The organism is Bacillus timonensis, assembly GCF_004799755.1.
In the GTDB taxonomy this organism is placed as follows: Bacteria; Bacillota; Bacilli; order Bacillales; family Bacillaceae_L; genus Ferdinandcohnia; species Ferdinandcohnia timonensis_A.
Genome location: NZ_SLUB01000048.1, coordinates 1 through 23,609, shown reverse-complemented (window position 1 = coordinate 23,609; position 23,609 = coordinate 1). Strand labels below are relative to the sequence as shown.

Annotated in this window: 28 protein-coding genes and 1 pseudogene; 22 read left to right on the top strand and 7 right to left on the bottom strand. The window is 38.0% G+C overall.

Going from position 1 to position 23,609, the window contains the following annotated elements; all coding sequences use genetic code 11:
* Positions 1-249 precede the first annotated feature (249 nt).
* From E1I69_RS19105 to E1I69_RS19090, 4 genes are all read left to right on the top strand, one after another.
* The gene (locus E1I69_RS19105) at positions 250-840 is read left to right on the top strand and encodes a YpjP family protein (protein ID WP_136381158.1); all 591 of its coding nucleotides are present in this window, start codon (positions 250-252) and stop codon (positions 838-840) included.
* Positions 841-1,034: 194 nt separating this feature from the next.
* A complete protein-coding gene (locus E1I69_RS19100; RefSeq protein WP_136381157.1) occupies positions 1,035-1,751 on the top strand; it encodes an anthrax toxin lethal factor-related metalloendopeptidase in 717 nt (238 codons plus the stop codon).
* A gap of 57 nt (positions 1,752-1,808) precedes the next feature.
* The gene (locus tag E1I69_RS19095) at positions 1,809-2,765 is read left to right on the top strand and encodes a thymidylate synthase (protein ID WP_136381156.1); all 957 of its coding nucleotides are present in this window, start codon (positions 1,809-1,811) and stop codon (positions 2,763-2,765) included.
* Between the two features lie 68 nt (positions 2,766-2,833).
* Positions 2,834-3,328, top strand: coding sequence for a dihydrofolate reductase (locus tag E1I69_RS19090; RefSeq protein ID WP_136381155.1), 495 nt, complete (start codon positions 2,834-2,836; stop codon positions 3,326-3,328).
* A gap of 16 nt (positions 3,329-3,344) precedes the next feature.
* Here the strand turns inward: E1I69_RS19090 and trhA are convergent, their stop codons facing one another.
* Entirely contained in the window at positions 3,345-3,998 is a 654-nt protein-coding gene (gene trhA / locus E1I69_RS19085; RefSeq protein ID WP_136381154.1) for a PAQR family membrane homeostasis protein TrhA, read from the bottom strand.
* 263 nt (positions 3,999-4,261) lie between these two features.
* Here trhA and ilvA point away from each other — a divergent pair, with 263 nt between their 5' ends.
* The 3 genes from ilvA (at position 4,262) to E1I69_RS19070 (ending at position 6,850) form a co-directional block, all read left to right on the top strand.
* Positions 4,262-5,533 (top strand): threonine ammonia-lyase IlvA, encoded by a 1,272-nt coding sequence (gene ilvA, locus E1I69_RS19080; protein ID WP_136381153.1) that lies wholly within the window; start codon positions 4,262-4,264, stop codon positions 5,531-5,533.
* An 86-nt stretch (positions 5,534-5,619) separates the two neighbouring features.
* Positions 5,620-5,871: a DUF2535 family protein gene (locus tag E1I69_RS19075; RefSeq protein ID WP_136381152.1), complete on the top strand. Its 252-nt coding sequence runs from the start codon at positions 5,620-5,622 to the stop codon at positions 5,869-5,871.
* A gap of 136 nt (positions 5,872-6,007) precedes the next feature.
* The gene (locus tag E1I69_RS19070; protein WP_136381151.1) at positions 6,008-6,850 is read left to right on the top strand and encodes a DegV family protein; all 843 of its coding nucleotides are present in this window, start codon (positions 6,008-6,010) and stop codon (positions 6,848-6,850) included.
* Positions 6,851-7,468: 618 nt separating this feature from the next.
* On the opposite strand, the gene E1I69_RS19065 is transcribed toward E1I69_RS19070, so the two are convergent.
* The 3 genes from E1I69_RS19065 to E1I69_RS19055 form a co-directional block, all read right to left on the bottom strand.
* On the bottom strand, positions 7,469-7,948 hold the full coding sequence (locus tag E1I69_RS19065; protein ID WP_136381150.1) for a PCYCGC motif-containing (lipo)protein: 480 nt from the start codon (positions 7,946-7,948) through the stop codon (positions 7,469-7,471).
* Between the two features lie 137 nt (positions 7,949-8,085).
* Complete coding sequence (locus tag E1I69_RS19060; protein WP_116352262.1) at positions 8,086-8,373, bottom strand: hypothetical protein; 288 nt, start codon at positions 8,371-8,373, stop codon at positions 8,086-8,088.
* A gap of 15 nt (positions 8,374-8,388) precedes the next feature.
* Positions 8,389-9,612, bottom strand: coding sequence for an MFS transporter (locus tag E1I69_RS19055; RefSeq protein ID WP_242634645.1), 1,224 nt, complete (start codon positions 9,610-9,612; stop codon positions 8,389-8,391).
* A gap of 267 nt (positions 9,613-9,879) precedes the next feature.
* Here E1I69_RS19055 and E1I69_RS19050 point away from each other — a divergent pair, with 267 nt between their 5' ends.
* Genes E1I69_RS19050 through cysC form a run of 5 tightly spaced genes read left to right on the top strand, consistent with a single transcriptional unit; the run spans position 9,880 to position 13,649 of the window.
* Positions 9,880-10,647, top strand: coding sequence for a phosphosulfolactate synthase (locus tag E1I69_RS19050; RefSeq protein WP_136381148.1), 768 nt, complete (start codon positions 9,880-9,882; stop codon positions 10,645-10,647).
* Positions 10,632-11,192 (top strand): histidine phosphatase family protein, encoded by a 561-nt coding sequence (locus E1I69_RS19045; RefSeq protein WP_136381147.1) that lies wholly within the window; start codon positions 10,632-10,634, stop codon positions 11,190-11,192. Before E1I69_RS19050 ends, E1I69_RS19045 begins: the two co-directional genes overlap by 16 nt.
* Positions 11,173-11,904 (top strand): phosphoadenylyl-sulfate reductase, encoded by a 732-nt coding sequence (locus E1I69_RS19040; RefSeq protein WP_136381146.1) that lies wholly within the window; start codon positions 11,173-11,175, stop codon positions 11,902-11,904. Before E1I69_RS19045 ends, E1I69_RS19040 begins: the two co-directional genes overlap by 20 nt.
* Entirely contained in the window at positions 11,891-13,039 is a 1,149-nt protein-coding gene (gene sat, locus E1I69_RS19035; RefSeq protein WP_136381145.1) for a sulfate adenylyltransferase, read from the top strand. The genes E1I69_RS19040 and sat overlap by 14 nt, the downstream gene beginning before the upstream one ends.
* Before the next feature lie 10 nt (positions 13,040-13,049).
* Positions 13,050-13,649, top strand: a complete 600-nt coding sequence (gene cysC / locus E1I69_RS19030) for an adenylyl-sulfate kinase (protein ID WP_136381144.1) — start codon at positions 13,050-13,052, stop codon at positions 13,647-13,649.
* A gap of 29 nt (positions 13,650-13,678) precedes the next feature.
* Here cysC and E1I69_RS19025 read toward each other — a convergent pair whose 3' ends face one another.
* Positions 13,679-14,299 (bottom strand): YitT family protein, encoded by a 621-nt coding sequence (locus E1I69_RS19025; protein ID WP_136381143.1) that lies wholly within the window; start codon positions 14,297-14,299, stop codon positions 13,679-13,681.
* A gap of 177 nt (positions 14,300-14,476) precedes the next feature.
* Here E1I69_RS19025 and E1I69_RS19020 point away from each other — a divergent pair.
* Positions 14,477-15,061, top strand: a pseudogene (locus E1I69_RS19020) (SCO family protein); the annotation flags it as partial.
* Positions 15,062-15,283: 222 nt separating this feature from the next.
* On the opposite strand, the gene E1I69_RS24470 reads toward E1I69_RS19020, so the two are convergent.
* Entirely contained in the window at positions 15,284-15,433 is a 150-nt protein-coding gene (locus E1I69_RS24470; RefSeq protein WP_154670420.1) for a hypothetical protein, read from the bottom strand.
* Positions 15,434-15,573: 140 nt separating this feature from the next.
* On the opposite strand from E1I69_RS24470, the gene E1I69_RS19015 reads away from it, so the two are divergent.
* From E1I69_RS19015 to E1I69_RS18985, 8 genes are all read left to right on the top strand, one after another.
* On the top strand, positions 15,574-16,125 hold the full coding sequence (locus E1I69_RS19015) for a YkoP family protein (protein WP_136381141.1): 552 nt from the start codon (positions 15,574-15,576) through the stop codon (positions 16,123-16,125).
* A gap of 72 nt (positions 16,126-16,197) precedes the next feature.
* Complete coding sequence (locus tag E1I69_RS19010) at positions 16,198-17,043, top strand: metallophosphoesterase (RefSeq protein WP_136381140.1); 846 nt, start codon at positions 16,198-16,200, stop codon at positions 17,041-17,043.
* 176 nt (positions 17,044-17,219) lie between these two features.
* A complete protein-coding gene (locus E1I69_RS19005) occupies positions 17,220-18,002 on the top strand; it encodes an SGNH/GDSL hydrolase family protein (RefSeq protein ID WP_161974942.1) in 783 nt (260 codons plus the stop codon).
* Positions 18,003-18,026: 24 nt separating this feature from the next.
* Complete coding sequence (locus E1I69_RS19000; protein WP_136381138.1) at positions 18,027-18,608, top strand: YpmS family protein; 582 nt, start codon at positions 18,027-18,029, stop codon at positions 18,606-18,608.
* Between the two features lie 103 nt (positions 18,609-18,711).
* On the top strand, positions 18,712-19,131 hold the full coding sequence (locus E1I69_RS18995) for a hypothetical protein (RefSeq protein ID WP_136381137.1): 420 nt from the start codon (positions 18,712-18,714) through the stop codon (positions 19,129-19,131).
* A gap of 90 nt (positions 19,132-19,221) precedes the next feature.
* The gene (locus E1I69_RS18990) at positions 19,222-20,466 is read left to right on the top strand and encodes an aminopeptidase (RefSeq protein WP_136381136.1); all 1,245 of its coding nucleotides are present in this window, start codon (positions 19,222-19,224) and stop codon (positions 20,464-20,466) included.
* Positions 20,467-20,611: 145 nt separating this feature from the next.
* Positions 20,612-20,734, top strand: a complete 123-nt coding sequence (locus E1I69_RS25310) for a hypothetical protein (protein WP_278186176.1) — start codon at positions 20,612-20,614, stop codon at positions 20,732-20,734.
* A 30-nt stretch (positions 20,735-20,764) separates the two neighbouring features.
* Positions 20,765-21,703: a magnesium transporter CorA family protein gene (locus tag E1I69_RS18985; protein ID WP_136381135.1), complete on the top strand. Its 939-nt coding sequence runs from the start codon at positions 20,765-20,767 to the stop codon at positions 21,701-21,703.
* A 40-nt stretch (positions 21,704-21,743) separates the two neighbouring features.
* Here the strand turns inward: E1I69_RS18985 and E1I69_RS18980 are convergent, their stop codons facing one another.
* A complete protein-coding gene (locus tag E1I69_RS18980) occupies positions 21,744-22,265 on the bottom strand; it encodes an HD domain-containing protein (RefSeq protein ID WP_136381134.1) in 522 nt (173 codons plus the stop codon).
* Between the two features lie 153 nt (positions 22,266-22,418).
* Here E1I69_RS18980 and E1I69_RS18975 point away from each other — a divergent pair, with 153 nt between their 5' ends.
* On the top strand, positions 22,419-23,162 hold the full coding sequence (locus tag E1I69_RS18975) for an AAA family ATPase (protein WP_136381133.1): 744 nt from the start codon (positions 22,419-22,421) through the stop codon (positions 23,160-23,162).
* Positions 23,163-23,609: the final 447 nt, after the last annotated feature.

Genomic DNA, 23,609 nt, shown 5'->3' with positions numbered 1-23,609 from the left:
ACTACACTTGCAATACCAAAAATCCAATCCATTTCCACGAATCCACCTTTCAAATATGTATGGTAACCCTATTTTATCAAATAATGAAGATTTTATGAACTTTATTTTTTCTAAATAATTCCTAATGTTGTTTGAATAGCATGGGCATTTATCCTTATTTTTTTATATTTTGCGATTTTCATAGTAAAACTTTTTGTAAGATTGTGTTAAAATGGGCATATGTAAATGTGTTGAAAGGGCGTTTAGGTTATGAAAAAATGGTTGCGGAAAGCATTAGTTGTTTCTTTTTCTATTTTAACACTTGGATTGGTAGCGCCTCCACCTGCTCTCACAATGGAGCAACCAAATGCCGATAAACCAAGTAGAAATTCAATAGATGAACAAAATGCTGAATCTAAGTTATATTCTGAGTTTGAATCGAATTATGGATATGATAATAGAAGCTTTGTTACGTATGCGATGACACAGGCAGAAACCAAGTCTTTCGAGAAATTCGGAAGGAAAATTGGACCTGTAATTGAAGATGAATTCCGTACTCAAATTTTGCCTAAAATTGAAAGTGTCATTGAATTATTAGCAGAGCAATCCCCAACTGAACAACTTGATCACCTTGAAATTTCAGAGCAACCTTCTGGAGGAAATGGGGAAAAGATTTTCCATATTTTCGATAAAACAAGTGGGAAGGATATTGTTCGCTTCCATGTGCGCAAAGACCATCCACCACAGGATGGCTATTGGTTTAATTTCCACTACCACACGCATCATGATGGGTTTCAAGCACATCATGCGTTAGGTGATATATATTGGGATAAAAATACTCCGCCGAAATGGCTAAGTTAATAATAGAAAAAGGTAGTTCAAGGTCGAATTTACGAGCCTTTGGACTGCCTTTTTTGTTTCCTCTTAGTAGAAGTTTCCACACCTAATCTAGCAGACCGGGTTTTCAAAATATGTTATACTATTTTTACAATTTAAAAGAAAAGTGCACTTTATGCATCTATGAATCTATTGACATTTTTAGGGAGAGCATTCTTATGAAGAAAATAGGTATTCTTACACTTCTATTTGTACTTGTCGGCTTTACTTATCATCCTGGTGAAGCGTCACCTCATGGAGTTCCACTAAAAGATTATCAATCACTGACACTATATACACAAACATCAAATTTAAAAAACTATGATACGTTAAAAGAGATTATTTTATTACCGGAGACGAAGTTTAATGAAGCTGCAGCCGCGCAAATGATTGAACGTGTTAATCATATTGACGAACTCATTTTGCAAGGATTGGTTGATGATGGCGTTGTACTGAAGCTGTTTACTGGTTTTTTAACGGACGAGCCTACCGCTGCCTATCTAAAGGGGAAAAAGCCTCGTGGGTATAGTCAAAATGGGCCAACATGGGACGATGTACCTGGAATTGGTGGCTCTGAGGTCGTACTTGCAAAGATTGGGTATAGTGAAAAAGGTATAGGTCATGGGTCTATCAATTTAGAGCTACATGAGCTAGCCCATTCGATAGACAATTTTGTGTTGGATTCAATCAGCGCGGATCCAACATTCCTATCCATTTGGAAAAAGGAAGTAAAGCTGCTATTTCCTGAACGTACCTATTTTAGTGACTATCCCGAAGAATATTTCGCTGAAACCTTCGCGATGTACTATCTATCTAGCCAGACAAGAAATCAATTGAAGGTAGATGCACCGATGACTTACCAACTTTTTGTCGAATTAGGTGAAACTCAGCAATGAAATAGAGTGTTATTTGTAGTAAGATAATAGCATGAAGTTTAGTAGGGAGTGAATCTATTGAAACATGGAGAAAATGCCTATTTAGGTCTATTACAACATGTACTTGAAAATGGTACGAAAAAAATGGACCGTACTGGAACAGGCACAGTTTCTGTTTTTGGGTACCAGATGCGTTTTAACTTAAGTGAAGGAATTCCTTTACTTACAACGAAGAGAGTTCCATTCCGCCTCATAGCGAGCGAGCTGCTTTGGTTTATAAAAGGGGATACGAATATTAGATATCTCCTTAAGAACAACAATAACATTTGGAATGAGTGGGCTTTTAAAAATTGGGTTGAGAGCAATGAATACGATGGGCCAGACATGACGGATTTCGGTAATCGAAGCCAGAAGGACCCAGACTTTAATGAGTTGTATCAAGCTGAAATGGACAAGTTTAAAGACCGAATTTTAGAAGATGATGAGTTTGCTTCTAAATACGGTGAGCTTGGTCCAGTTTATGGGAAACAGTGGAGAGCATGGGAATCTTCACGTGGCGAGACGATTGACCAATTGAAAAATGTGATTAACCAGATAAAAAATAACCCGGATAGCAGACGGCATCTTGTCGTGGGCTATAATCCAGGCGATGTGGAATTTATGGCATTGCCACCGTGTCACAGTTTGTTTCAATTTTATGTGGCAGAAGGGAAATTGAGTTGCCAGTTGTACCAGAGATCAGGTGACCTTTTTCTCGGAATTCCCTTCAACATCGCGAGCTATGCACTTTTAACCCATTTAATCGCATTTGAATGCGCATTAGAAGTAGGGGATTTCATCCATACGATTGGGGATGCCCATATTTACACGAATCACATAGAGCAAGTAAACTTACAGCTAAGTCGTGAGCCACGTCCGTTTCCGACTTTAAAACTAAATCCGGCTGTAGAATCCGTTTTTGACTTTGAAATGGACGACCTTGAAATTGTGGGATATGAACCACACCCTTCGATTAAGGCACCAGTTGCTGTTTAAAGCATTTCTATTTATAAGATCCTAAGGTATAATCGACCTTAGGATCTTTTTTAGTGAGGATGATAAACATGATTTCATTACTACTAGCAATGGATAAAAACCAACTAATCGGCAAGGACAATGATCTTCCATGGCGATTACCTGCAGATTTAGCTTATTTTAAAAGGGTTACGATGGGTCACCCTATCATCATGGGGAGAAAAACGTATGATTCAATTGGACGACCTCTTCCTGGTCGAGAAAATATTATCGTTACTCGTGATACTTCATACAAAGCAGAAGGCTGTATGGTGATTCATTCGATTGAAGAGATTGTAAAAATGAGTGAAGAAACACAACAGGAGCTATTTGTGATTGGTGGAGCAGAGATTTTCAAAGAAATACTTCCTAACACAGACCGTCTATACATAACCGAAATCGATGAGGAATTTGAAGGAGACACCTATTTTCCAGCATTTGATAAATCCGAGTGGAAGGTCATTTCAAAGGAAAAAGGCATTAAAGATGAGAAAAATCCATATGAATATACATTTTTCGTATATGAAAAAATCCCGCAGAACTAAATCTGCGGGTTTCTTTTTACGAAATAAATGGTACATCGACGACATAAAATAGCACGGAGAAAAACATTGCGGCACTTCCTGCTAACACAAACAAATGCCAAATTGCATGGTTAAACGGCAGCTTTCTCCAAACATAAAAAACTGCTCCAACTGTGTACAGGATTCCACCAGTTAATAACAACATAAAGCCGTTAAACCCGATGCTTTCATATAAAGGCTTAATGCCAACTATGATCAACCACCCCATGAAACAATAGAAAACCGTTGAGAGGATCATAAACTTTTCAACAAAGAAGACTTTAAACACGACTCCAACAACCGCTAGTCCCCAGACAATTCCGAAAAGGGTCCAACCTAACCAGCCTCCAATCGAAACAAGAACGAAGGGGGTATATGTTCCAGCTATTAGTAAATAGATCGCTGAGTGATCTAGTATCGCGAACACCTTTTTCGCTTTCGGGTGTGTGATGCTGTGTAAAAGCGTTGAGAATAAATACAGGAGTATCATGGATGCTCCGAAAATAGAGAAGCTAACAACATGCCAGACGTCCCCATATTTCACCGCAAATACGATTAGCATGACGAGGGCAGGAATACTTAATAAAACCCCGAGGCCATGTGTGATGGCATTTGCAATTTCTTCTTTTAATGATTCTTGGCGAAATGTCATATTTATCACCTCTTGTTACATTTCTTTCTCCAATCATACTGCTAATAAAAAAAGAATACAAATGACATTCGTAATATATTACCCCGTTATTTGAGAAAAAATTTATTGAAAACAAATGGTAACGATTTCATTTCAAAAAGTAATAAAATATTTAGAAAACTTTACGACAGAAGGGCCAATTCATGTTATAATGAACAAATTAAATCTTCAATACTGTACTGTGTTGTTGTAGAAATACGTGAAAGGAAGGGGATATGGGGCTCATGGCACACGAAGTAAAACAAAAACTAGATGGAATCCATGTAGAGGATATCATAAAAGCAAATCAAACATTGAAGGATGTTATAATCCATACACCTTTACAAAGAAATGAATTATTATCTGAACGTTACGAATGTAACTTATTGATAAAACGCGAGGATTTACAAATTGTTCGTTCTTTTAAAATACGAGGTGCTTATAATCGAATAAAAAATCTAACAGAAGACGAACTTAAAAATGGAGTTGTTTGTGCCAGTGCTGGTAACCATGCCCAAGGGGTGGCTTTTTCTTGTTTTGCGTTAAAAATACAAGGCAAAATCTATATGCCATCGACAACTCCAAGACAAAAGGTCTCTCAGGTAGAAGCTTTTGGTCGTGATTATGTTGATATTGTGTTAACTGGTGACACATTTGATGATTCCTATGAGGAAGCAGTGGCATGCTGTGAAAGGGAAAATCGTACGTTTATCCATCCATTTGATGATGTAGATGTGATGGCGGGCCAGGGAACTGTTGCGGTTGAAATTTTAAATGATTGTGCCGAACCTGTAGATTATGTGTTTGCAGCGATTGGTGGAGGTGGACTCATATCAGGTATCTCGACCTATATGAAGAGTATTTCTCCACAGACAAAAGTGATTGGTGTTGAGCCAGCGGGGGCAGCAAGCATGAAAACCTCAATCACAAATGGTGAGGTCACTACTTTGGCGAAAATTGATAAATTCGTTGACGGTGCAGCCGTAAAAACAGTTGGCGAAAAGACATATGAAATTAGTAAAGAGCTTGTGGATGATATTGTTGTTGTGCCAGAGGGTAAGGTTTGTACAACCATTTTGGACTTATATAATGAAAATGCCATCGTTGCAGAACCTGCAGGTGCATTATCACTAGCAGCTCTTGATCTATACAAAGATAAGCTAAAAGGTAAAACGGTAGTGTGTGTACTTAGTGGAGGAAATAATGACATCAGCCGAATGCAGGAAATTAAAGAACGTTCGATGCTGTATGAGGGCTTACAATGCTATTTTATCGTGAATTTCCCACAAAGAGCTGGCGCATTACGTGAGTTCTTACTTGATGTATTAGGACCAACCGATGACATAACCAGATTTGAATATACGAAGAAAAACAATAAGGAAAATGGACCTGCCTTGGTTGGAATCGAGCTTAAGCAAAAAGATGACTACGACGCTTTATTGAACAGAATGATGAAAAAAGGGTTTCCGTTCCGTGAACTAAACAAAGAAAATACATTATTTAATTTATTGATTTAAAATTCAATGTTTTAACATATTTAGACAAAGACGAAAGGCTTGCTCTCATGTATAATAAAAGAAACGGGTGAAAAAGGACTGATAGTTTGCTATTCAAAAGCCTAGAGTTCAAAAATTGTTATGGACAGAAGGTTAAAGTAATTGAAATTCCAGTATTGGAGAAAGGCAACACGTATCACTTTATGCTCGATCTTCGTTTACAGGTTTTCTTGTCGAAAATCATGACAAAATCAAGTCCAAATCAAATCTATTCGTTTCGAGATTATTTGAAGACTGTACTAAAATGGACTGATTACGAATGTATTTTTCAACTTGATATGTTAAAACATAATGCATAGTTTTAGAATGAGCTGATTTTAAAACAATAAAATCGGCTCTTTTTTTGCGTTTAAACATAAAATTTGAGCCATTTACCCGTTAAAATATGGACAAGCTATTACTAATAGATGAATGCCAGACGTAGGAAGTGAACGTATGACAAAGGTGAAAATTGTAACAGATTCAACAGCAGATCTTTCAGAGGAGCTAGTAAGAGAACTTGGTATCTCCGTCGTTCCATTATCCATTACAATTGATGGGGTAACGTTTCTAGATCGTGTGGATATCACGCCACAGGAATTTTTAACAAAAATGAAGCAATCAACCGAGTTACCAAAGAGCTCTCAACCTGCAGTTGGACATTTCGTCGAGCTTTACGATCAGTTAGGAAGTGATGGAAGTGAAATTATTTCCATCCATATGACAGGTGGTATGAGTGGGACCGTGGCGTCTGCTGAAAATGCAGCTAGGATAAGTGAATCGAAAGTCACCGTGATTGATTCCATGTATATCTCTAGAGCCTTAGCATTTCAGGTTGTCGAAGCTGCAAAAATGGCAAAGGCAGGACACACAAAAGACGAGATAATAAAACGGGTTGAGAAAATTAAAGAAAATTCTACGCTGTTTGTAACCGTTGACACGTTAGAAAACCTTGTAAAAGGTGGCCGAATTGGGAAAGGTAAGGCATTAATTGGCTCTTTATTGAACATTAAGCCAATTGCTTCCTTGCAGGATGGAGTCTATACACCAGTTTCCAAGGTAAGAAGCCATGCAAAAATCGTGAAATTCTTAAGTGAAAAATTCGCAGAGGATGTAAGGAATAAAACGATAAAAGGTGTGGCAATCGCCCAAGTGGATGCAGTGGAGCTTGCAACCAATTTAAAGGATGCAATCAAAAAGCTAACTGGATATACCGATGTTGATATCGTCGAGACCACTCCGGTCATCAGCACCCACACTGGCCCAGGTGCAATTGGGTTTATGTATTATGTAGAATAGATCGATTATTAGTACCCTGGAGTAATACTTCAGGGTATTTTTTATTCAAAAGGAGATAAATATCTTGTAGATATTTTTGATATGATTTTTTTCAAGGACAAAACATGTAAACTATGCCAATTATATGTCTTTGACAGAGCGCCTCACGGACAAATTGTATAGGGTTATCGAACAAAATGTCTCTGATAGAGTGCCTCAAGGACAAAACGTACAAGGTCCCCGAAGAAAATGTCTCTGATAGAACGTCTCAAGGACAAAACGTACAAGGTCCCCGCACAAAATGTCTCTGATAGAGCGCTTCAAAGACAAAACGTACAAGGTCCCCGAAGAAAATGTCTCTGATAGAGCGCCTCAAGGACAAAACGCACAAGGTTCCCGAAGAAAATGTCTCTGATAGAGTGCCTCAAAGACAAAACGTACAAAGTTCCCGAAGAAAATGTCATTGACAGATTGCCTCGAAGAAAAAATGTGCAAGGCCACTTAACGTAATGTCATTGAGGAAGAATCTCATTGAAAAATTTCGTAGGAACTATTAGCGCTATATACTTCATCGCCCCACTCAAATATAGTTTGTCGTAAAGCAAAAAAATGACGTGTGAGTTTTCACACGTCATTTTTTTAGATTTCCGGCATTGGAGTGGGTGTAGGATTAGAGTAACCCACTTTATAGGTTTCATCAATCATGGCCCGAATTTCACTTGGTGATTTTCCATTTGAATATTCTAACACGGCAGTAGCAGCGATTTCTAAACATACCATACATTTAGTCCCATGATCATCCCAAACGACCGCATCGCCTTTATTATCATGAACAAAGCAATCATAGTTATCCCGATGACCTACTGAGTCCGCACACCCACAGTAGCAAGGCATTGATTCCAATAGATCTTGATGCATGGCAGCTGCTTTATAAATGGTCACCATTTCTTCTGATTTCCCATCTAAAAAGGATGGCATCACATCAATTGAAGCTGTTTCCTCGCGAATATCTCCCATTACATGTTCTTCGTCGCTGGCTTCATGACCTTCCTCATTTTGCGAACAGCCAAATAGCCCAAACACGAGAACAAGCAAGAGAAAGACTATCATTTTTTTCATAAAAACAAACCTTTCGTTGTCATTGTAAGCCCATTTTAACACATCCAATCCTCTCACATAATGAGTTCACCGATTTGTCAAAATAAGAAATGCACCACGAATTAGACAGCAAAAAAAGGATATCGAAACCGATATCCTTACTCACTTTCTGATTCTTCATCCGATAAATCCAGTTTTTCTCCACCAATTGAAATATAGGAGAGAATATCTAAGTCCGGCTTGGCCTTTGCCATTCCTTGAATGTACGGTGTGATGGTATCTTTGAAATCCTTACTAACACCCATTTCCTCACAATGTCCATAGACATACATTTTTTTATCATCAAAGAAGAAAGCGATATAGCCGAGTGCCTTTTTATCTTGATTGACGATATTTAGAATTTGGCATTCTTCCTTGATTAACTCTGGGGAAACAAAAATTTGCAAGACAATTCCTCCTTTTTACGTGAACTGTAATTTTTTGAACACAGAATCATTTGTTTCCTTACTTGGTTTTTTCTTTTTCACTCGAATTAAAATCATACATAACAGTCCAACGACTAGTGTTAACGAAGCAGTGGTTAAAAACATTCCGGAACGGGACCAATTCATTAACCAACCGTAAATAGGGGGCCCGACAGCCACTCCTAAAAACCGAACAGATCCATAAAGAGAGGTAACGAAACCTCGCTTTTCAGTCGAAACTGAACCAGTGATAAAGCTATTTATACACGGCAGTACAAGGCCGGTTCCAATACTACTAATTGCTAGAACGGCAATAAACGGAATGAGGCGTTCGAAAAAGACTAACAACGCAAATGATACAGTCATGAGAAGTAACCCAATGATGATGAGTTTTTTCATTAAAGGCATCTTTTTACCGATTTTACTCCCGGTAATATAGGAAGTAGTCGTCATACATAAAAGGGGGATGGCTAAAATCGAACCTTTAAGAACTCCGTCTGTATTATAGGTTTTCTCAAGTACATCAGATAAATAAAAGAGAATACCAAATAGGGTGAATAAACACGTTGCACCAGCCAAATAGGCTGTAAATAACCATCTACCTTCATTTTTAAATACCGAAAACAATCCATGCACATACTTTTTAAGGGGTGGGGGTTCCTTCTTTTGTTTTTTCTCCTTCACGAAAAAAACCGTGAGAAGCACAGATATTAAACAAAAGACTGGGAAAGCGAAAAAAGCTGCATACCAAAATAACAGGGCGAGTAATGACCCGATTATCGGCGAAATAACCTTTCCAAAACCATTAGAGGCTTCAACCAGCCCTAAGACACGGCTTTGTTTGCCACCTTTAAATAGGTCTCCTGTAAGTGCCATTGCGATAGGTGCAGTACCAGCTGCTCCTATACCTTGCATCACCCGACCAGCCATGATCCAAAAGTATGGGCTAGAAAACCAAGCGGAGGCAGCACCAGCGAGAAGTCCACCTGTACCATAGAGAATGAGTGCAGGTATGATTACAGCCTTTCTAGAAAACCGATCAGAGAAGTAACCGAGCAATGGAATGGAAATTGCTGCTGCTACTGAGAAAGTAGTAATGACAAGACTCACCTGGAATTGACTTATATCTAATTCTTTTTGCATTTGAGGTAAGACAGGAATGAGCATTGAATTGCCAAGTACAAGGATCAGTGGAATTGAACCAATTGCAACAATTGTCATTGCTGAATTCTTTTTGCTGGACAAGTTTTTGCATCTCCTTATATACGGTGTCAAATTTGAATCAATTAATGCCTTACTATTTTTTCAAATTATGATGATACCTATTCAGTAAGTAGTTTCCAGTTAAAGGAGCAATAGAAAAGCCCATTCTATACACCATTTACCTATTTTTGAATAACATAGCAACTGTAAGAAGATGGGTGTATGTAACAAAAAAGAGGATTAAATAGACGAATAAGCGCTTGTTGACAAAGGAGGATTATGCCGATGGACTTTCTAGATGTTCCATTGCGAACAAAGGGCGAACGAAGCTATGGAATAACTTCTATTGCTGATTTTGGAACGCCTATTGCCCTATTGGAGGCGTATTTACGTGATTACCATGCTTATATAGATATCGCGAAAATCGGGATTGGCTCCGCTTATGTGACCCCAAACCTACAAGAAAAAATCAATCTTTATAAAAAATATAAGGTTATTCCATATTGCGGCGGAACGCTATTTGAAAAATGCTACGTTCAGGAAAAGCTTGACGAATATACCGAAAGCCTACAAAAGCTTGGGATTGAATGGATTGAGATTTCAAACGGAACAGTGGATATCCCACTTCATAAAAGGCTTTCAATTATCAAAAAATGCAAAAAACATTTTAATGTCATTGCTGAAGTGGGGTCGAAGGATCAAGACAAAGAAATGCCTTTGTCTGAATGGGAGTATGAAATTAACTTGCTATTAGGGGCTGGCTGTAAATATGTGATTACGGAAGGTAGAGACTCAGGAACTGCTGGAATCTACAATTCAAATGGGAATGTGAACACGGAGTTAATTGAACGAATTTCGAAAGATATTGATGTCAATAAACTTATTTTCGAAGCACCTACACCTAAGCAGCAAATGTTTTTTATCAATCAATTTGGCACAAATGTTAATCTTGGCAACGTCAAAATCAATGATGTACTTGTATTGGAAACTCAAAGGCTGGGATTGCGAAGCGAAACCTTTTTCTTGGGGGAAAAGACATGGAACTTACCTTAATCAGACATCTTCCCACCGACTGGAATGAAAAAGGGGTTCTTCAAGGCAATCGTGACATTCCTATCCTAGAAATTAGTGATGAAAATAAGCAGACAATCGAAAAAAATAAGCAACAATTACGACACGAATACTCCCTCGTTTTAACCAGTGAGCTTATCCGTACACAACATACTGCGAGAGCCTACGGGTATAACCGATTCGAGATTGAGCCTTTGTTGAATGAGCTTGATTTCGGAGAATTTGAGGGGAAAGAAAAACAGAAACTGATCGATACCCATAAAGAAAACTGGTTTACAAACCCGCGTGAAATCACGCTAGGGGAATCAATAGCAAACCTGGAAACACGAGTGATCACATTTATCGAAAAATATAAGGATTACGATTCTCTTTTAGTATTTGGGCATGGGTCCTGGATACGCGCCTGCTTATCCTACTATAGATTCGGCAACATCAATCGAATGAATCACCTCGAAATAAAAAACAATCAGTTGCTAACAATCGAGGTTGGAGAGGAGGAACTCCAGATTGGGCGCCATCACATATGAAAATTGGAACGAGGAAATTGTAACAGAAGTTGTCGAAAACAACAAAGACTATTTCGACATTTTAAAGTGGGCATATAACACCTATTCTGCTGAGGATATTGTGTATGCATGCAGTTTTGGGGCGGAAGGAATTGTTCTAATCGACCTCATTTCAAAAGTAAATAAAAAGGCAAGAATCGTCTTTTTAGATACAGGGCTTCATTTTAAAGAAACATATGAACTCATCAATCAAATTAAGGAAAAATATCCGACTCTTCGTATAGAAATGAAGAAACCGGAATTAAATTTGACGGCACAGGCTAGAAAATACGGTGATGAACTGTGGAAGACAAATCCTAATTTATGCTGTCAACTTCGAAAAATTGATCCATTAAATAAGGTTCTTACAGGAACAAAGGCATGGATTTCGGGATTGCGTCGAGAACAAGGACCCAGCCGAAAAGATACGGAATACCTGAATAGGGATGAAAAGTTTAAAAACATAAAGATATGTCCGCTTATTCACTGGACGTGGGATGATGTTTGGACTTACATCAAAATGAACAACCTTCCCTATAATGAATTGCATGATAAAAATTATCCGAGCATTGGCTGTGCACCCTGTACGAACCAAGCCCTAAATGGCGATTTGCGTTCAGGAAGATGGGCTAATTCCGATAAAATAGAATGCGGATTACATGTAAATGGAGGTTTTAAAAGTGGCATTAAGTAAACCGCATGGCGGTACATTGGTTAATCGGTATAACCCATCGATTAACCATGAAGATATCGACAAACAAATTGAACTAAGCATTATGGAGTTAAGTGATTTGGAATTACTTGCGGTAGGGGCATATAGTCCGCTTGAAGGCTTTATAGGAAAGGCCGATTACGAATCTATTCTTCATTCAATGAGACTTGCAAACGGTATTCCGTGGTCTATTCCCATTACATTAGCAGTAGATCATTCAACTGCAAAAAAAATCGCAATCGGCGAAAAGGCTCGATTGGTTCAAAATGGTGAAGTATATGGAGTTATCGAAGTAACTGAAAAATATATCCCAGACAAAGAAGTGGAAGCTTTTAAGGTATATCGAACAACAGACACCAAGCACCCAGGCGTTAACAAATTATATGAAAGACCTAGCGTGTATATCGCAGGACCGATCCATCTTGTCAAACGTCCAAAGAAAAAGAAGTTCGAGACCTTTTATTTGGATCCAATCGAAACAAGAGCCGTATTTGAACACTTAGGTTGGGAAAAGGTAGTTGGATTCCAAACAAGGAATCCTGTTCATCGGGCACATGAGTACATTCAAAAGTCTGCCTTAGAAGTGGTCGATGGGTTATTTTTAAATCCGCTCGTTGGTGAAACAAAAGCGGATGATATTCCAAGTGAAATTCGAATGGAAAGCTACATGGTTCTTCTAGAAAAATATTATCCGAAAAACAGAGTGTTCCTCTCTGTATTTCCAGCTGCAATGCGTTATGCAGGACCAAGAGAAGCCATTTTTCATGCATTAGTTCGTAAAAATTATGGCTGTACACATTTTATCGTAGGACGTGACCATGCCGGGGTTGGAAATTATTATGGTACCTATGATTCACAAAATATTTTTAGTCATTTTACGGAAGAGGAACTAGGAATTTACCCATTATTTTTTGAACATAGTTTCTTCTGTAAAAAATGCGGGAATATGGCGTCTGCCAAAACATGTCCGCATGATAAGGAAGACCATGTAATCCTGTCAGGAACAAAGGTACGAGAAATGCTTAAAACTGGTAAAAAACCACCAAAGGAATTTAGCAGACCAGAGGTAGTCGAGGTCCTCATTCGAGGTATGGCTGAACAATATTCGAAGATATAAGGTGGCGACTATGGGCGAAGAACAGCATATTATATGGCATCAATCAACAGTAACGAAACACGAGCGACAACAACAAAATAACCATAAAAGCTGTGTGATTTGGTTTACCGGTCTCTCTGGTTCTGGAAAATCATCGTTAGCAAATGCCCTTGACCAGATGCTTTTTTCAAAAAAGGTACAGAGCTATGTCCTTGATGGGGATAATATTCGACATGGCTTAAATGCGGGGCTGGGTTTTAGTAAGGAAGATCGTAAAGAAAATATTCGCCGAATTGGTGAGGTTTCAAAGCTATTTGTAGATAGTGGGCAAATCGTCTCAACAGCATTTATTTCACCTTTTCGTGAAGATCGCGAACAGGTGAGGGCGTTGTTTCCTGAAGGGGAATTTATCGAAGTCTATGTAAAATGTCCCATTTTTATTTGTGAAAATCGTGACCCAAAGGGCTTATACAAAAAAGCAAGAAAAGGAGAGATTTCCGATTTTACCGGAATTAGCTCTCCGTATGAAGAACCGGATCATCCAGAATTGGTGATCGAAACAGACCAATTAACCATTTCACAATCAGTTGAAAGAATTATCGACTATTTAAAACAAAAGGAAATTCTTTAAAGTAAGAAAGTGAATCTGGCTTTCTTACTTTATTTTTTTCTCCAACCGAGCTGATTTGTTGTGATAAAGGTCGGTGCTCTAAGGTGATAAATAAAATCAATGATATTCGTTGATACTGTTTGACACAGAATGGCATAAAAAACAATTCGAATATCAATAACGGAAGCCGTTAATAAAAAAATAAAAAAGTTCATCCAAAGCATAACTTTGCCAGGTGACCAATCATTATACTTGGCAATCATTAATGTCGGGATGACCATCCCTCCACTTGATGAACCACTTCGAATTAAAAGCCCAACACCCACTCCGAAAATCATCGCGCCACATAAAAGGTCAAGCCAGAAATACGGGGTAAGGAATGAGCCAAGTGTTGACACATAACTCACTGTAACAGATGTGATCGTTACGGCAATCATCGTTTTGACAGTCCAGGAAAAACCGAAATATTTTAAAGCAAGTATTAAAAAGGAGAAATTGACAATCCAAAGGGACATGCCCAATGGCAGTTGTACCCAGTGATTCATCAAAATGGCAAGCCCCGCAGCACCACCTGAAGGAATGTTATGAGGAAACAAGAATAAGGACATACCTAGCCCCTGTAAAAATGCGCCAAAAACAATACAAATATAGGTAATTACAACTTTAGGCATTGGTCAACATGACCTTTCTGATAGCAATAATCGAACTTCATATGCGTAACCTCCCGAAACTCACTCTCCTTGTCCATTTTATGTTGACAAGCTATTCAATATGTTCGAAAATTGTTCACAGCTATATTGGTTGTATGTTTGTCACATATTCTTTAGAATAAATAATTGAATGGTAAAATGACGAATGTAGGTGAAGACGTGAAAAAAGTTAAATTTTTAGTTGTGATTGCACTTATTTTTGTTTTAGCTGCATGCGGTAGTGGAATTCCAAATGCATTAAATTATGAGGTTTCCGATTTCACTTATGTGGATCAGAATGGCGAAGACTTTAGCTTAAAGAATTTAGAGGGAAAAGTTTGGATTGCGGACATGATTTTCACACAATGTGACACCGTTTGTCCGCCAATGACTGCTCATATGGCCAAGCTTCAAAGCATGGTTAAAGAAGAGGGACTAGATGTTGAATTCGTTTCTTTTTCAGTTGACCCAGAAGTGGATACTCCTGAAATGTTAAAAGAATATGCAGAGGGTTACAGTGATGATTTATCAAACTGGCATTTGTTAACCGGCTATAGCATTGAAGAGATCACTGTATTTGCAAAAGACAGCTTTAAAGTACCAGTTGCTAAACCTGAAGGCCAAGACCAAGTCATACATGGAATCAAGTTTTACTTAGTTGATCAAAATGGAAAGGTCTTGAAAGATTACGATGGAGTTTCAGACACTCCGTATGATGAAATTATAAAGGATATTAAGACAATCCTTTATGGAAAAAGGACTCCCATGTTGTTGTGGAGTCCTTTTTGCGTGGTTGAAGGGGGCATTTTTATGCTTGTTTTTTTCAGGATTAACCTGCTTATGTTATCGCATTTTCCTGAGTTTTCCAAAAGTTATATCATATCCCTCATTTATGCCATGTAATGGAATTATCGAAAATTCCTATAAACATAACCATTACAGATTTAAACCGCAAATCTCACAAGCTCAATCCTCAACAGACTCAACACCATCCACTACTATTGTCTCAAGCTCTTTCCAGAACAACTCGTGGCTAGTGAAGGTGAGACAGCCGCTTGAGATTTGCTCTGGGAATTCTTGTTTTGAAACAGATTGATCTTCGCGTTCTTTTTTCATGAAAATCCCTCATTTCCTTTTATTTTATGATTATAGTTTGTAAAAAGAACCAATCTCTCATGCTGCCTTACTTTTCCAAAATAAAATTCATGCCAATTAGAGAAAATGAAAATGAAATAATTGTAAAAGGGGATTCATTGATGCTTGCGAGGATGAAGCTGTGCTTGATTACCATTTGGACCATTCTTGATCCTATTTATTATGCATTTACAAGGCTTACATATGTAGAGGACAATGAGATACTGCGGGTAAAAATAACAAAATACAAAGGTCGGTCATGTATTCTTGAAGATGGAACGGAAATTAAGAAAAACGACTTATTAATTAAAATTCATCTGCATAATGTGGTATTGCTAAGGGAACTCCTTGGTGTAAAAGGTGAAACATCCAAGGCGAGGCTCATATATAAGCAAGTGAAGCAAGCATTGCCAGGGGTTGCTGATTATCTCCATAACCACCCTAAGAAAAATCAAATCAAAGGGCTCGTTGGCATTACAGCATTAAACAAGGGGAGCCGTCGATTAGGTTTTGAATCAATTGCGATATCCAATAAAATGTATCTCTGGTTTAAGCTCATCGTGTTTCTCCCGATGTATTGTATGGCTGTCTCTACTATTTCGGCGCAGAGTATCCGTCGGCACCCCATGTATTTATTTATGTCTAAACATACACTTTTTGAATTGTATCGATAGGTATCCATTCATTACCACTAACTTTTCGAATTCTAGTAACTATAATGGAAGGAGAAAAGGTGGTGTGTTTTTATGAAATTTTTTATCATCCTTATTGTAATTTTGATGGTTTTCTATTTTCTTAGAAAAGCAAATAAAAACACATACAATGTCAATTTAAATAAAATTAAGGTTACACCGACACAGGAGTTTGTAAATCCAGCACAAATAAATGTTCTTCACCTATCAGATTTACATCTTGAAAATCTATCAATTACTCCTGAAGAATTATATAATAAAGTGAAAGATGAAAAAGTGGATATAATTGCGATTACGGGTGATTTTTTAGATCGCAAACGAAGTATACCTAAACTCGTGCCATATCTTGACGTATTAAATAAACTAGCGCCTTCACATGGAATTTATGCAGTGTTTGGTAATCATGATTATTTATTACGCAAAAAGAATTTTGAAAAATTAAAGCTACTTTTAGAGGAACACGGAGTTAAAACCTTTCAAAATGAAAATGAGACACTCGTCATTCATGGTCATCAATTGAATATCATTGGTATCGATGATTCTAGTTCGAAACGAAGTAACCTCGAAAAATCCTATGCGTCTTTAAAGACTGGCTATAAACTTGTGTTAACCCACGATCCAAACATTGTCCTGGAAATGAAGGAATATCATTTTGATTATTTATTATCGGGTCACTTTCATGGTGGCCAAATCTGTTATCCAAAGCCCTATCACTTGGTGAAAATGGGGAAACTTGTTAGAATGAAGATGATAAAAGGTCTTCATATTCACGATGGGAAACCTTTTTATATTAATGAAGGACTGGGGCAAACAGGCGTTAATATTCGAGTGCGAAGCAATCCCGAAATTACCATTCATACCCTTACCCTAGGAGAAGCAAGTGCTAGTCAAGCCGTTTAGAGCAAAGACGTCCATATAGGCGTCTTTTTAGCATTTTTGTGAGTGGGTTGAATTTTTACGACAACCATAAATATTACCGAGTTTCACTGAAACTGGAATCGTTACAGGTTTTTTTACGTATGCTATAATACTAAACTTGTAGACAACAGTCACAAATAGAAATGTGGGTGACCAGAATGAACCATCTTTTTTTAGCCATTATTTTTACGATTATATTGTTAAGTGGATGTTCTGGCGGGATGCCAGCAACAACAGGAATTGCTACCAGTACCCATGATACCGGCCTAACTCCGAAGCAAGATATCCCGGATGATTTTATCCCGAAGGATCTTCATATTGCGTCAATCGGTGATTCTCTAACAAAGGGTGTCGGCGATGAAACAAAGCAGGGAGGTTATACTGCCTTACTAGAGGAAAAGCTACTTGGGGAAAAAGAGGTAAAATCCGTAACACTTGAGAATTACGGTGTGAAAGGTCATAAAACAACAGATCTTCTTAACCGTCTGCAGAATGATGATGTACAAGAAGGGATTGCCGTTGCAGACATCATTATCATTACCATCGGTGGTAATGATATAATGAAAATTGTAAAAGAAAATTTTTTTGATTTATCATTAAATGTGTTCCAAAAAGAACAGGCAAAATATGAAGTTCGGCTCCATAAAGTACTTGAAACGATTCGAAATCAAAATAGTGATGCTGAAATTGTACTAGTAGGGCTTTATAATCCGTTCGGTTGGTTTATCGATCTTTCAACTGAAATTAATACAATTGTTGACAATTGGAACGAAGGTAGTAAAAACATTCTTTCTGAATTTGACCATACTACATTTGTAGAAGTGGATGATGTATTTAGCCAGACGAGTGATAATCTTTTAGCAGAAGATGAGTTTCATCCAAACGCAAAAGGGTATGAATTAATGAGTGAAAGGATTTTTGAAGCAATCATGGTAGAGTGATTTCCTTCGTAGAGGGGGTCTTTGATGAAGATAAAAAATAAATGGAAGGTCTTATTTCTTACACTACTTGCAATTAATCTCGTATGTGTCCTCATTTTTTTCGGGTTACTTTTTACGCCTAATAAAGAAGTGAACCCGAAGGAAAATGTGGTTTCGAATGATTATGTGAATCTATCCGTTGAAACAAACAAAGAGGATCTAACAAGAGTTATCAACAACTTTTTGAAAAAAGAGGCAAAAGATAATCCGCTAAACTATAAAGTACTGTTGACAGAGCGGGTCATGCTGCTCGGCACGATAACCGTCTTTGGGAAAGAGATTGATATGGTGATGACCTTTAAGCCTGAGGTACTTGAGAACGGGGATTTGCTTTTACAACAGGAGGCTTTTACAGTTGGTCAAGTGAACCTACCAGTAACGTTTGTTCTACGCTATATTAATGACCACTACAATCTTCCGGAGTGGGTTCAGATTGATGCGAAAAAACAAGATATTTATGTCTATTTGTCCGAGATGAAGATGAAAAGCGACACGAAGGTTAAAGTCGATACGTTTAATTTAAGTAAGGACGAGTTAAGGTTCAACTTACAGGTTCCAATGGACTAGAGCAAATCATGATTGATTTGCTCTTTTTTTTATAAAATAAAGGAGTGGAACATGTTTTGTTGAAATAGTAAAGATATATATATAGGTAAAGAGGGTGCTTTTTATGAAAGGGCATTCGGAAAAATGGCTATATAGTGTAACCAAAGATGCAGGTTATGAAATCAATGGTAATGTAGAAAAGGTCAAAGATACTTTTGATTGGGGGGATGCATCGGTTTCCCATCCATTTTTTAGTACGCGAATATTCTGGCATGCCCTTGATGATCTAATCCATGATGAAACCGAATGGCTCGGAATGGTGAATGAATTTCGACCTTTCTACCTAGAGCCTTGGACAAAATTTGCATCCATAACGGAACTAGACAAGGCGTTGCGTTTATCAGATGAATTGGCATGCGTCCAGCGTGCACTTAGTTGGCATTTATACTTGACACCTTACAGTCAAAATAAAGATGAAAACGACGATAGACCAGCACAATGGCTAAGGCTTTTACTTGAGTATCGTTCATTGGTTGGAAAATGAATATCAGTGATAAAGTTCTTTGAATCATTAGTAATTTTAAAACGGGTTATGCTAGTATAGAAACATACATATTTTATTGGGGGTATTGTAATGGTTCTACCAAACTTCGAGGATAATTTACAAAAGTATGCAAGGCTATTGGTGGCCAATGGACTTAATGTACAAAAAGGCGATTGGGTAAAAGTAACGATCACCGTTGATCAAGCACCACTTGCTCGTCTAGTGACAAAAGAAGCCTATGCCTTAGGCGCAGAAAAAGTCATTATAAAATGGTCTGATGACGAAATTACCAAAGAACATTATTTACACCAACCAGAAGAAGTGTTAACAGATATACCAGATTATGAAATACAGGAATCTGAAGACCATGTTCTCAATCACAAGGTTTGTCGTCTATCGATTGTATCCAGTGATCCAGGCTTTTTAAGTGGAGTAGATTCGGCTAAAATTTCTGCTTATCAAAATAAAGCAGCCAAGGCTTTCAAGGTGCAACGTATCGCAACTCAAAACAATGATTTAAAATGGACAGTTGCAGGTGCCGCAGGAGCAGGCTGGGCCGCAAAAGTATTCCCGGATTTAGCATCGTCAGAAGAACAGGTTGATGCACTATGGGATCAAATTTTTAAAACATGCCGAGTGTATGAGGACGACCCAGTAGCAGCCTGGGAAGAGCATACAAAAATTTTGAATCAAAAGGCAGCCAAATTAAATGAAATTCAGTTTGACATGCTTCATTACAGAGCGCCAGGCACAGATTTGAAGCTTGGCTTACCGAAAAATCATATTTGGGAAAGTGCGAAAAGCTACAACCCAAAAGAGGAAGAATTCATTGCAAATATGCCAACAGAAGAAGTGTACACGGCACCTGACACACGCCGCATGGACGGAGTGGTTCGCAGTACAAAGCCATTAAGCTATGCTGGTACATTAATCGAGGGTATTGAGGTACATTTTAAAGATGGAAAAATTGTTGACATCTCTGCAGAGACCGGAGATGAGATCATGAAGAAATTAGTATTCGATAATGAAGGTGGAACAGGCCTGGGTGAGGTTGCATTAGTACCAGACCCATCGCCAATTTCGCAATCAGGAATTACCTTCTTCAATACATTATTCGATGAGAATGCATCAAATCACCTTGCGATTGGTGCGGCATATCCAACGAATCTCCAAGGTGGAACGAAAATGAATGAGGCTGAATTAAAAGAGTCAGGGTTGAATGTCTCAACCGTTCATGTTGATTTCATGATTGGCTCAAGTGAAATGGATATCGACGGTATAAAGGAAGATGGCACAGTTGTTCCAATCTTCCGTAAAGGCGATTGGGCAATATAATGTAAATGGAGTCCAAGGAAAGGCGTTCTAAAGCTTTTTCTTGGTTTTTTTTTGAAAAAATTTGAATGGAAAAAATCAAGTAGTTACAAATACTGATTTTTCGAGTACAATATTACGGTATTCTAATGAAAGGAGTTGAATTTTTATGAGTAGTCATTTGTGTAACGACCCTGATCCTGCGTCGAAAAAAGGGGAAGTCATTAATGAACCCATTTTCGAAAGTTGGAAAACCAATAAAAATTCAACTTTAACTGGTGAAGATTTTTGACTTCCTCGTTAAAAAAGAGGAGGTTATTTTATGTTAAATATTTATCTATCCAATGAGCAGGGGAAGTTACAGGAAACCACTACAATTACAAACGGTTGCTGGATTAACCTGATTGCTCCAACTGAAAAAGAAATTAATGAAATGGCAACAGCACTCGAAATACCTGTGGAATTCATCAAGGACCCATTGGACGAAGAAGAGCGGTCTAGGATTGAAAAAGACGGGGAAAACATTTTAATCATTGTAAACATTCCATCGGTGTCCATGGATGAAAATGAGATTCCGATATATGACACCATTCCCTTAGGAATCATTATTGCAAAAAATTGTTTTGTGACCATTTGTTTAAAGGATAATCCGATTTTTCATAGTTTCTCAGAGGGGAAAATTAAAAACTTTTTTACTTTTAAAAGAACACGGTTTGCTTTTCAAATTCTTTATACGATGGCAACCTTATATCTCAGATACTTAAAACAAATTAGTAAGAAAACCGATTTAATTGAAAAAGAATTGCATCAATCAATGAAAAATAAGGAGCTTTTTTCTCTCTTAAACTTTGAAAAAAGTTTAGTTTATTTTACGACCTCCTTGAAATCGAATAATATTGTCATGCAGAAAATGTTGAAAAGTAATTACTTAAAAATGTATGAAGATGACCAGGAATTGCTCGAAGATGTCATTATTGAAAATCAGCAGGCGATTGAAATGGCGGAAACACACACCTCTATTTTAAGTGGCATGATGGATGCCTTTGCATCGGTAATCTCCAACAATGTGAATATTGTCATGAAGTTTTTAACTTCGATTACCATTATTCTATCGTTGCCAACGATGGTGGCAAGCTTTTACGGAATGAACGTATCGATTCCTTTTCAGGAATATCAATATTCCTTTTTAATTGCGATTACGATTTCGTTTATTTTATCAAGTATAACTGCTTATATCTTTTGGAAAAAGCGTTTCTTCTAAGGCTTATGGCGTTGGTCCAGGTGGTAGGATCAACGCTTTTTTATTGCTGATTTTTCATTTCTTCTTCAACTAATTCGTCTAATCGGGCAATCATTTTCTTCGCTTTGTCTTCCTCAATTTGACGATAATGATGGAGACCGCCTTTTTCTTCATCCATCTCATCCGCTAGTTTTGTAATGGCTTGCAGAGGTGTTCGCTTGATAAAACCCTCCTCGATATAGGAATCCGTGTGGAATAAGATTGCATAAGCAATCTCCTTGGCATACTTTGGATTTTCACCTAAACGAATCAATAATTTATGAGCTCGCTCCGCACCTTTAACCGCATGAATGTCATTTTCCTTGTACATGCTATAATCCCATTTTCCATTTTTATACCACGTGTAGTGTCCCATATCATGAAGCAATGCAGCCTTCGTTGCTAAATCGACTGAAACATTCCGCTCCTTCGCCATTTTAAATGCATGGTAAGCACAAGCAATCGCGTGGGCCTTTCCAGAACGAGACAGGTACTTTTGTGCAATCCGATGATTAAAAATGTCTGTTAATGTTACATATCTCATTTGATAGGCGCCTCCTTTATTGATAAATTTTTAGAATTTTATCATGTCTGCCAGATATTATCAAGATATAATAATCCAAATGTGGTGGAAATGGATGGAAGAATCGGACTTGCGTGTTAAAATGGTTGTATCATGATAGTGTGGTGATTGGACTTGTTTTTACGAAGTGTGAAAGTATTGGCGGAAAAAATACATACTGTGCGCGACTATCCTTTTTCTATTCCAAGTATTAGAGGGCTGGAGCAACTCAATTTTCATAACCCCGTGACGTTTTTTGTGGGTGAAAATGGTTCAGGAAAGTCGACTTTGCTCGAGGCGATCGCCCATCAGTGTGGATTTAATACTGGTGGTGGCGGCAAAAATAATGTTTACACATTTGAAGATGCGGCACCTGCTTTAAGTGACTATATCCGGCTTTCATGGATGCCGAAAATCAATCAGGGTTTCTTCCTACGTGCAGAGAGCTTTTTTCAATTTGCGTCTTATCTGGATCAATTGGCCGAGGAAGATCCTACTTTTCAATATCAAGGGTATGGCGGTAAGTCGCTCCATGAGCAGTCACATGGCGAGTCATTTTTGTCATTATTTTTGAATCGGTTTGGCGCTCAAAGTCTCTATCTTTTGGATGAACCAGAGGCTGCACTATCTCCGGCACGACAGCTTGCATTTTTGCGAGTGATACACGACCTGGCAAGCAGGGGTGATGCGCAGTTTATTATTGCGACACATTCACCAATTTTACTTGGATATCCAGATGCTCAGATTTACAATTTTGATGCATCACCGATTGAGGATATTGCCTATGAGGAGACCGAACACTATCAGATCACGATGGGGTTCTTAAATCGCCGGGAACGGTTTTTGCAGGAGCTGTTTCGCGAGGATGATGAAGATTAAGGTGATGGGGGTATTTAGGTTATTTGGGGATTTGCGTTCCCTCTTAATGCAATGCTTGAAGGGTGAGGGTAAGATTAGGTCTTATTTGTACCGTCATTTTGTTAATTTCGATGAGTGAGGGTAAGAATAGGCGTTAATCGTGCCGTTACTTTGGTATTTTAGAAGAATGAGGGTAAGAATAGGCGTTAATCGTACCGTCAAATTGGTATTTTCAAAGAGTGAGGGTATGAATAGGCGATAATCGTGCTGTCACTTTGGTGTTTTAGTCAAGTCCTAAATTTTGTGTAAAAGTGTCAAACAATGATAATCGACTTATTTAAAAAATTTGTATAGTGATCTACAATTATTTCGAATTTACATTGAGGGGTGGGCATGATAGCCTGGAGGGCAAGCCAGGTGTTGTTAAACTCCTGGCTTCCTGGCTTTACATCATGCCCGCCGGAGGCT

Bases quoted from the DNA above. Each gene is read 5' to 3' on its own strand.
- E1I69_RS19045 (WP_136381147.1), top strand. From the start codon at position 10,632: ATGGAACTTACCTTAATCAGACATCTTCCCACCGACTGGAATGAAAAA.
- E1I69_RS19070 (WP_136381151.1), top strand. From the start codon at position 6,008: ATGACAAAGGTGAAAATTGTAACAGATTCAACAGCAGATCTTTCAGAG.
- E1I69_RS19050 (WP_136381148.1), top strand. From the start codon at position 9,880: ATGGACTTTCTAGATGTTCCATTGCGAACAAAGGGCGAACGAAGCTAT.
- E1I69_RS19015 (WP_136381141.1), top strand. From the start codon at position 15,574: ATGCTTGCGAGGATGAAGCTGTGCTTGATTACCATTTGGACCATTCTT.
- E1I69_RS19005 (WP_161974942.1), top strand. From the start codon at position 17,220: ATGAACCATCTTTTTTTAGCCATTATTTTTACGATTATATTGTTAAGT.
- E1I69_RS19025 (WP_136381143.1), bottom strand. From the start codon at position 14,299: ATGCCTAAAGTTGTAATTACCTATATTTGTATTGTTTTTGGCGCATTT.
- trhA (WP_136381154.1), bottom strand. From the start codon at position 3,998: ATGACATTTCGCCAAGAATCATTAAAAGAAGAAATTGCAAATGCCATC.
- E1I69_RS25310 (WP_278186176.1), top strand. From the start codon at position 20,612: ATGAGTAGTCATTTGTGTAACGACCCTGATCCTGCGTCGAAAAAAGGG.
- E1I69_RS18985 (WP_136381135.1), top strand. From the start codon at position 20,765: ATGTTAAATATTTATCTATCCAATGAGCAGGGGAAGTTACAGGAAACC.
- E1I69_RS18995 (WP_136381137.1), top strand. From the start codon at position 18,712: ATGAAAGGGCATTCGGAAAAATGGCTATATAGTGTAACCAAAGATGCA.
- E1I69_RS19000 (WP_136381138.1), top strand. From the start codon at position 18,027: ATGAAGATAAAAAATAAATGGAAGGTCTTATTTCTTACACTACTTGCA.
- E1I69_RS24470 (WP_154670420.1), bottom strand. From the start codon at position 15,433: ATGAAAAAAGAACGCGAAGATCAATCTGTTTCAAAACAAGAATTCCCA.
- E1I69_RS18990 (WP_136381136.1), top strand. From the start codon at position 19,222: ATGGTTCTACCAAACTTCGAGGATAATTTACAAAAGTATGCAAGGCTA.
- E1I69_RS19090 (WP_136381155.1), top strand. From the start codon at position 2,834: ATGATTTCATTACTACTAGCAATGGATAAAAACCAACTAATCGGCAAG.
- E1I69_RS19010 (WP_136381140.1), top strand. From the start codon at position 16,198: ATGAAATTTTTTATCATCCTTATTGTAATTTTGATGGTTTTCTATTTT.
- E1I69_RS19065 (WP_136381150.1), bottom strand. From the start codon at position 7,948: ATGAAAAAAATGATAGTCTTTCTCTTGCTTGTTCTCGTGTTTGGGCTA.
- E1I69_RS19055 (WP_242634645.1), bottom strand. From the start codon at position 9,612: ATGACAATTGTTGCAATTGGTTCAATTCCACTGATCCTTGTACTTGGC.
- ilvA (WP_136381153.1), top strand. From the start codon at position 4,262: ATGGCACACGAAGTAAAACAAAAACTAGATGGAATCCATGTAGAGGAT.
- E1I69_RS19100 (WP_136381157.1), top strand. From the start codon at position 1,035: ATGAAGAAAATAGGTATTCTTACACTTCTATTTGTACTTGTCGGCTTT.
- E1I69_RS19105 (WP_136381158.1), top strand. From the start codon at position 250: ATGAAAAAATGGTTGCGGAAAGCATTAGTTGTTTCTTTTTCTATTTTA.
- E1I69_RS18980 (WP_136381134.1), bottom strand. From the start codon at position 22,265: ATGAGATATGTAACATTAACAGACATTTTTAATCATCGGATTGCACAA.
- cysC (WP_136381144.1), top strand. From the start codon at position 13,050: ATGGGCGAAGAACAGCATATTATATGGCATCAATCAACAGTAACGAAA.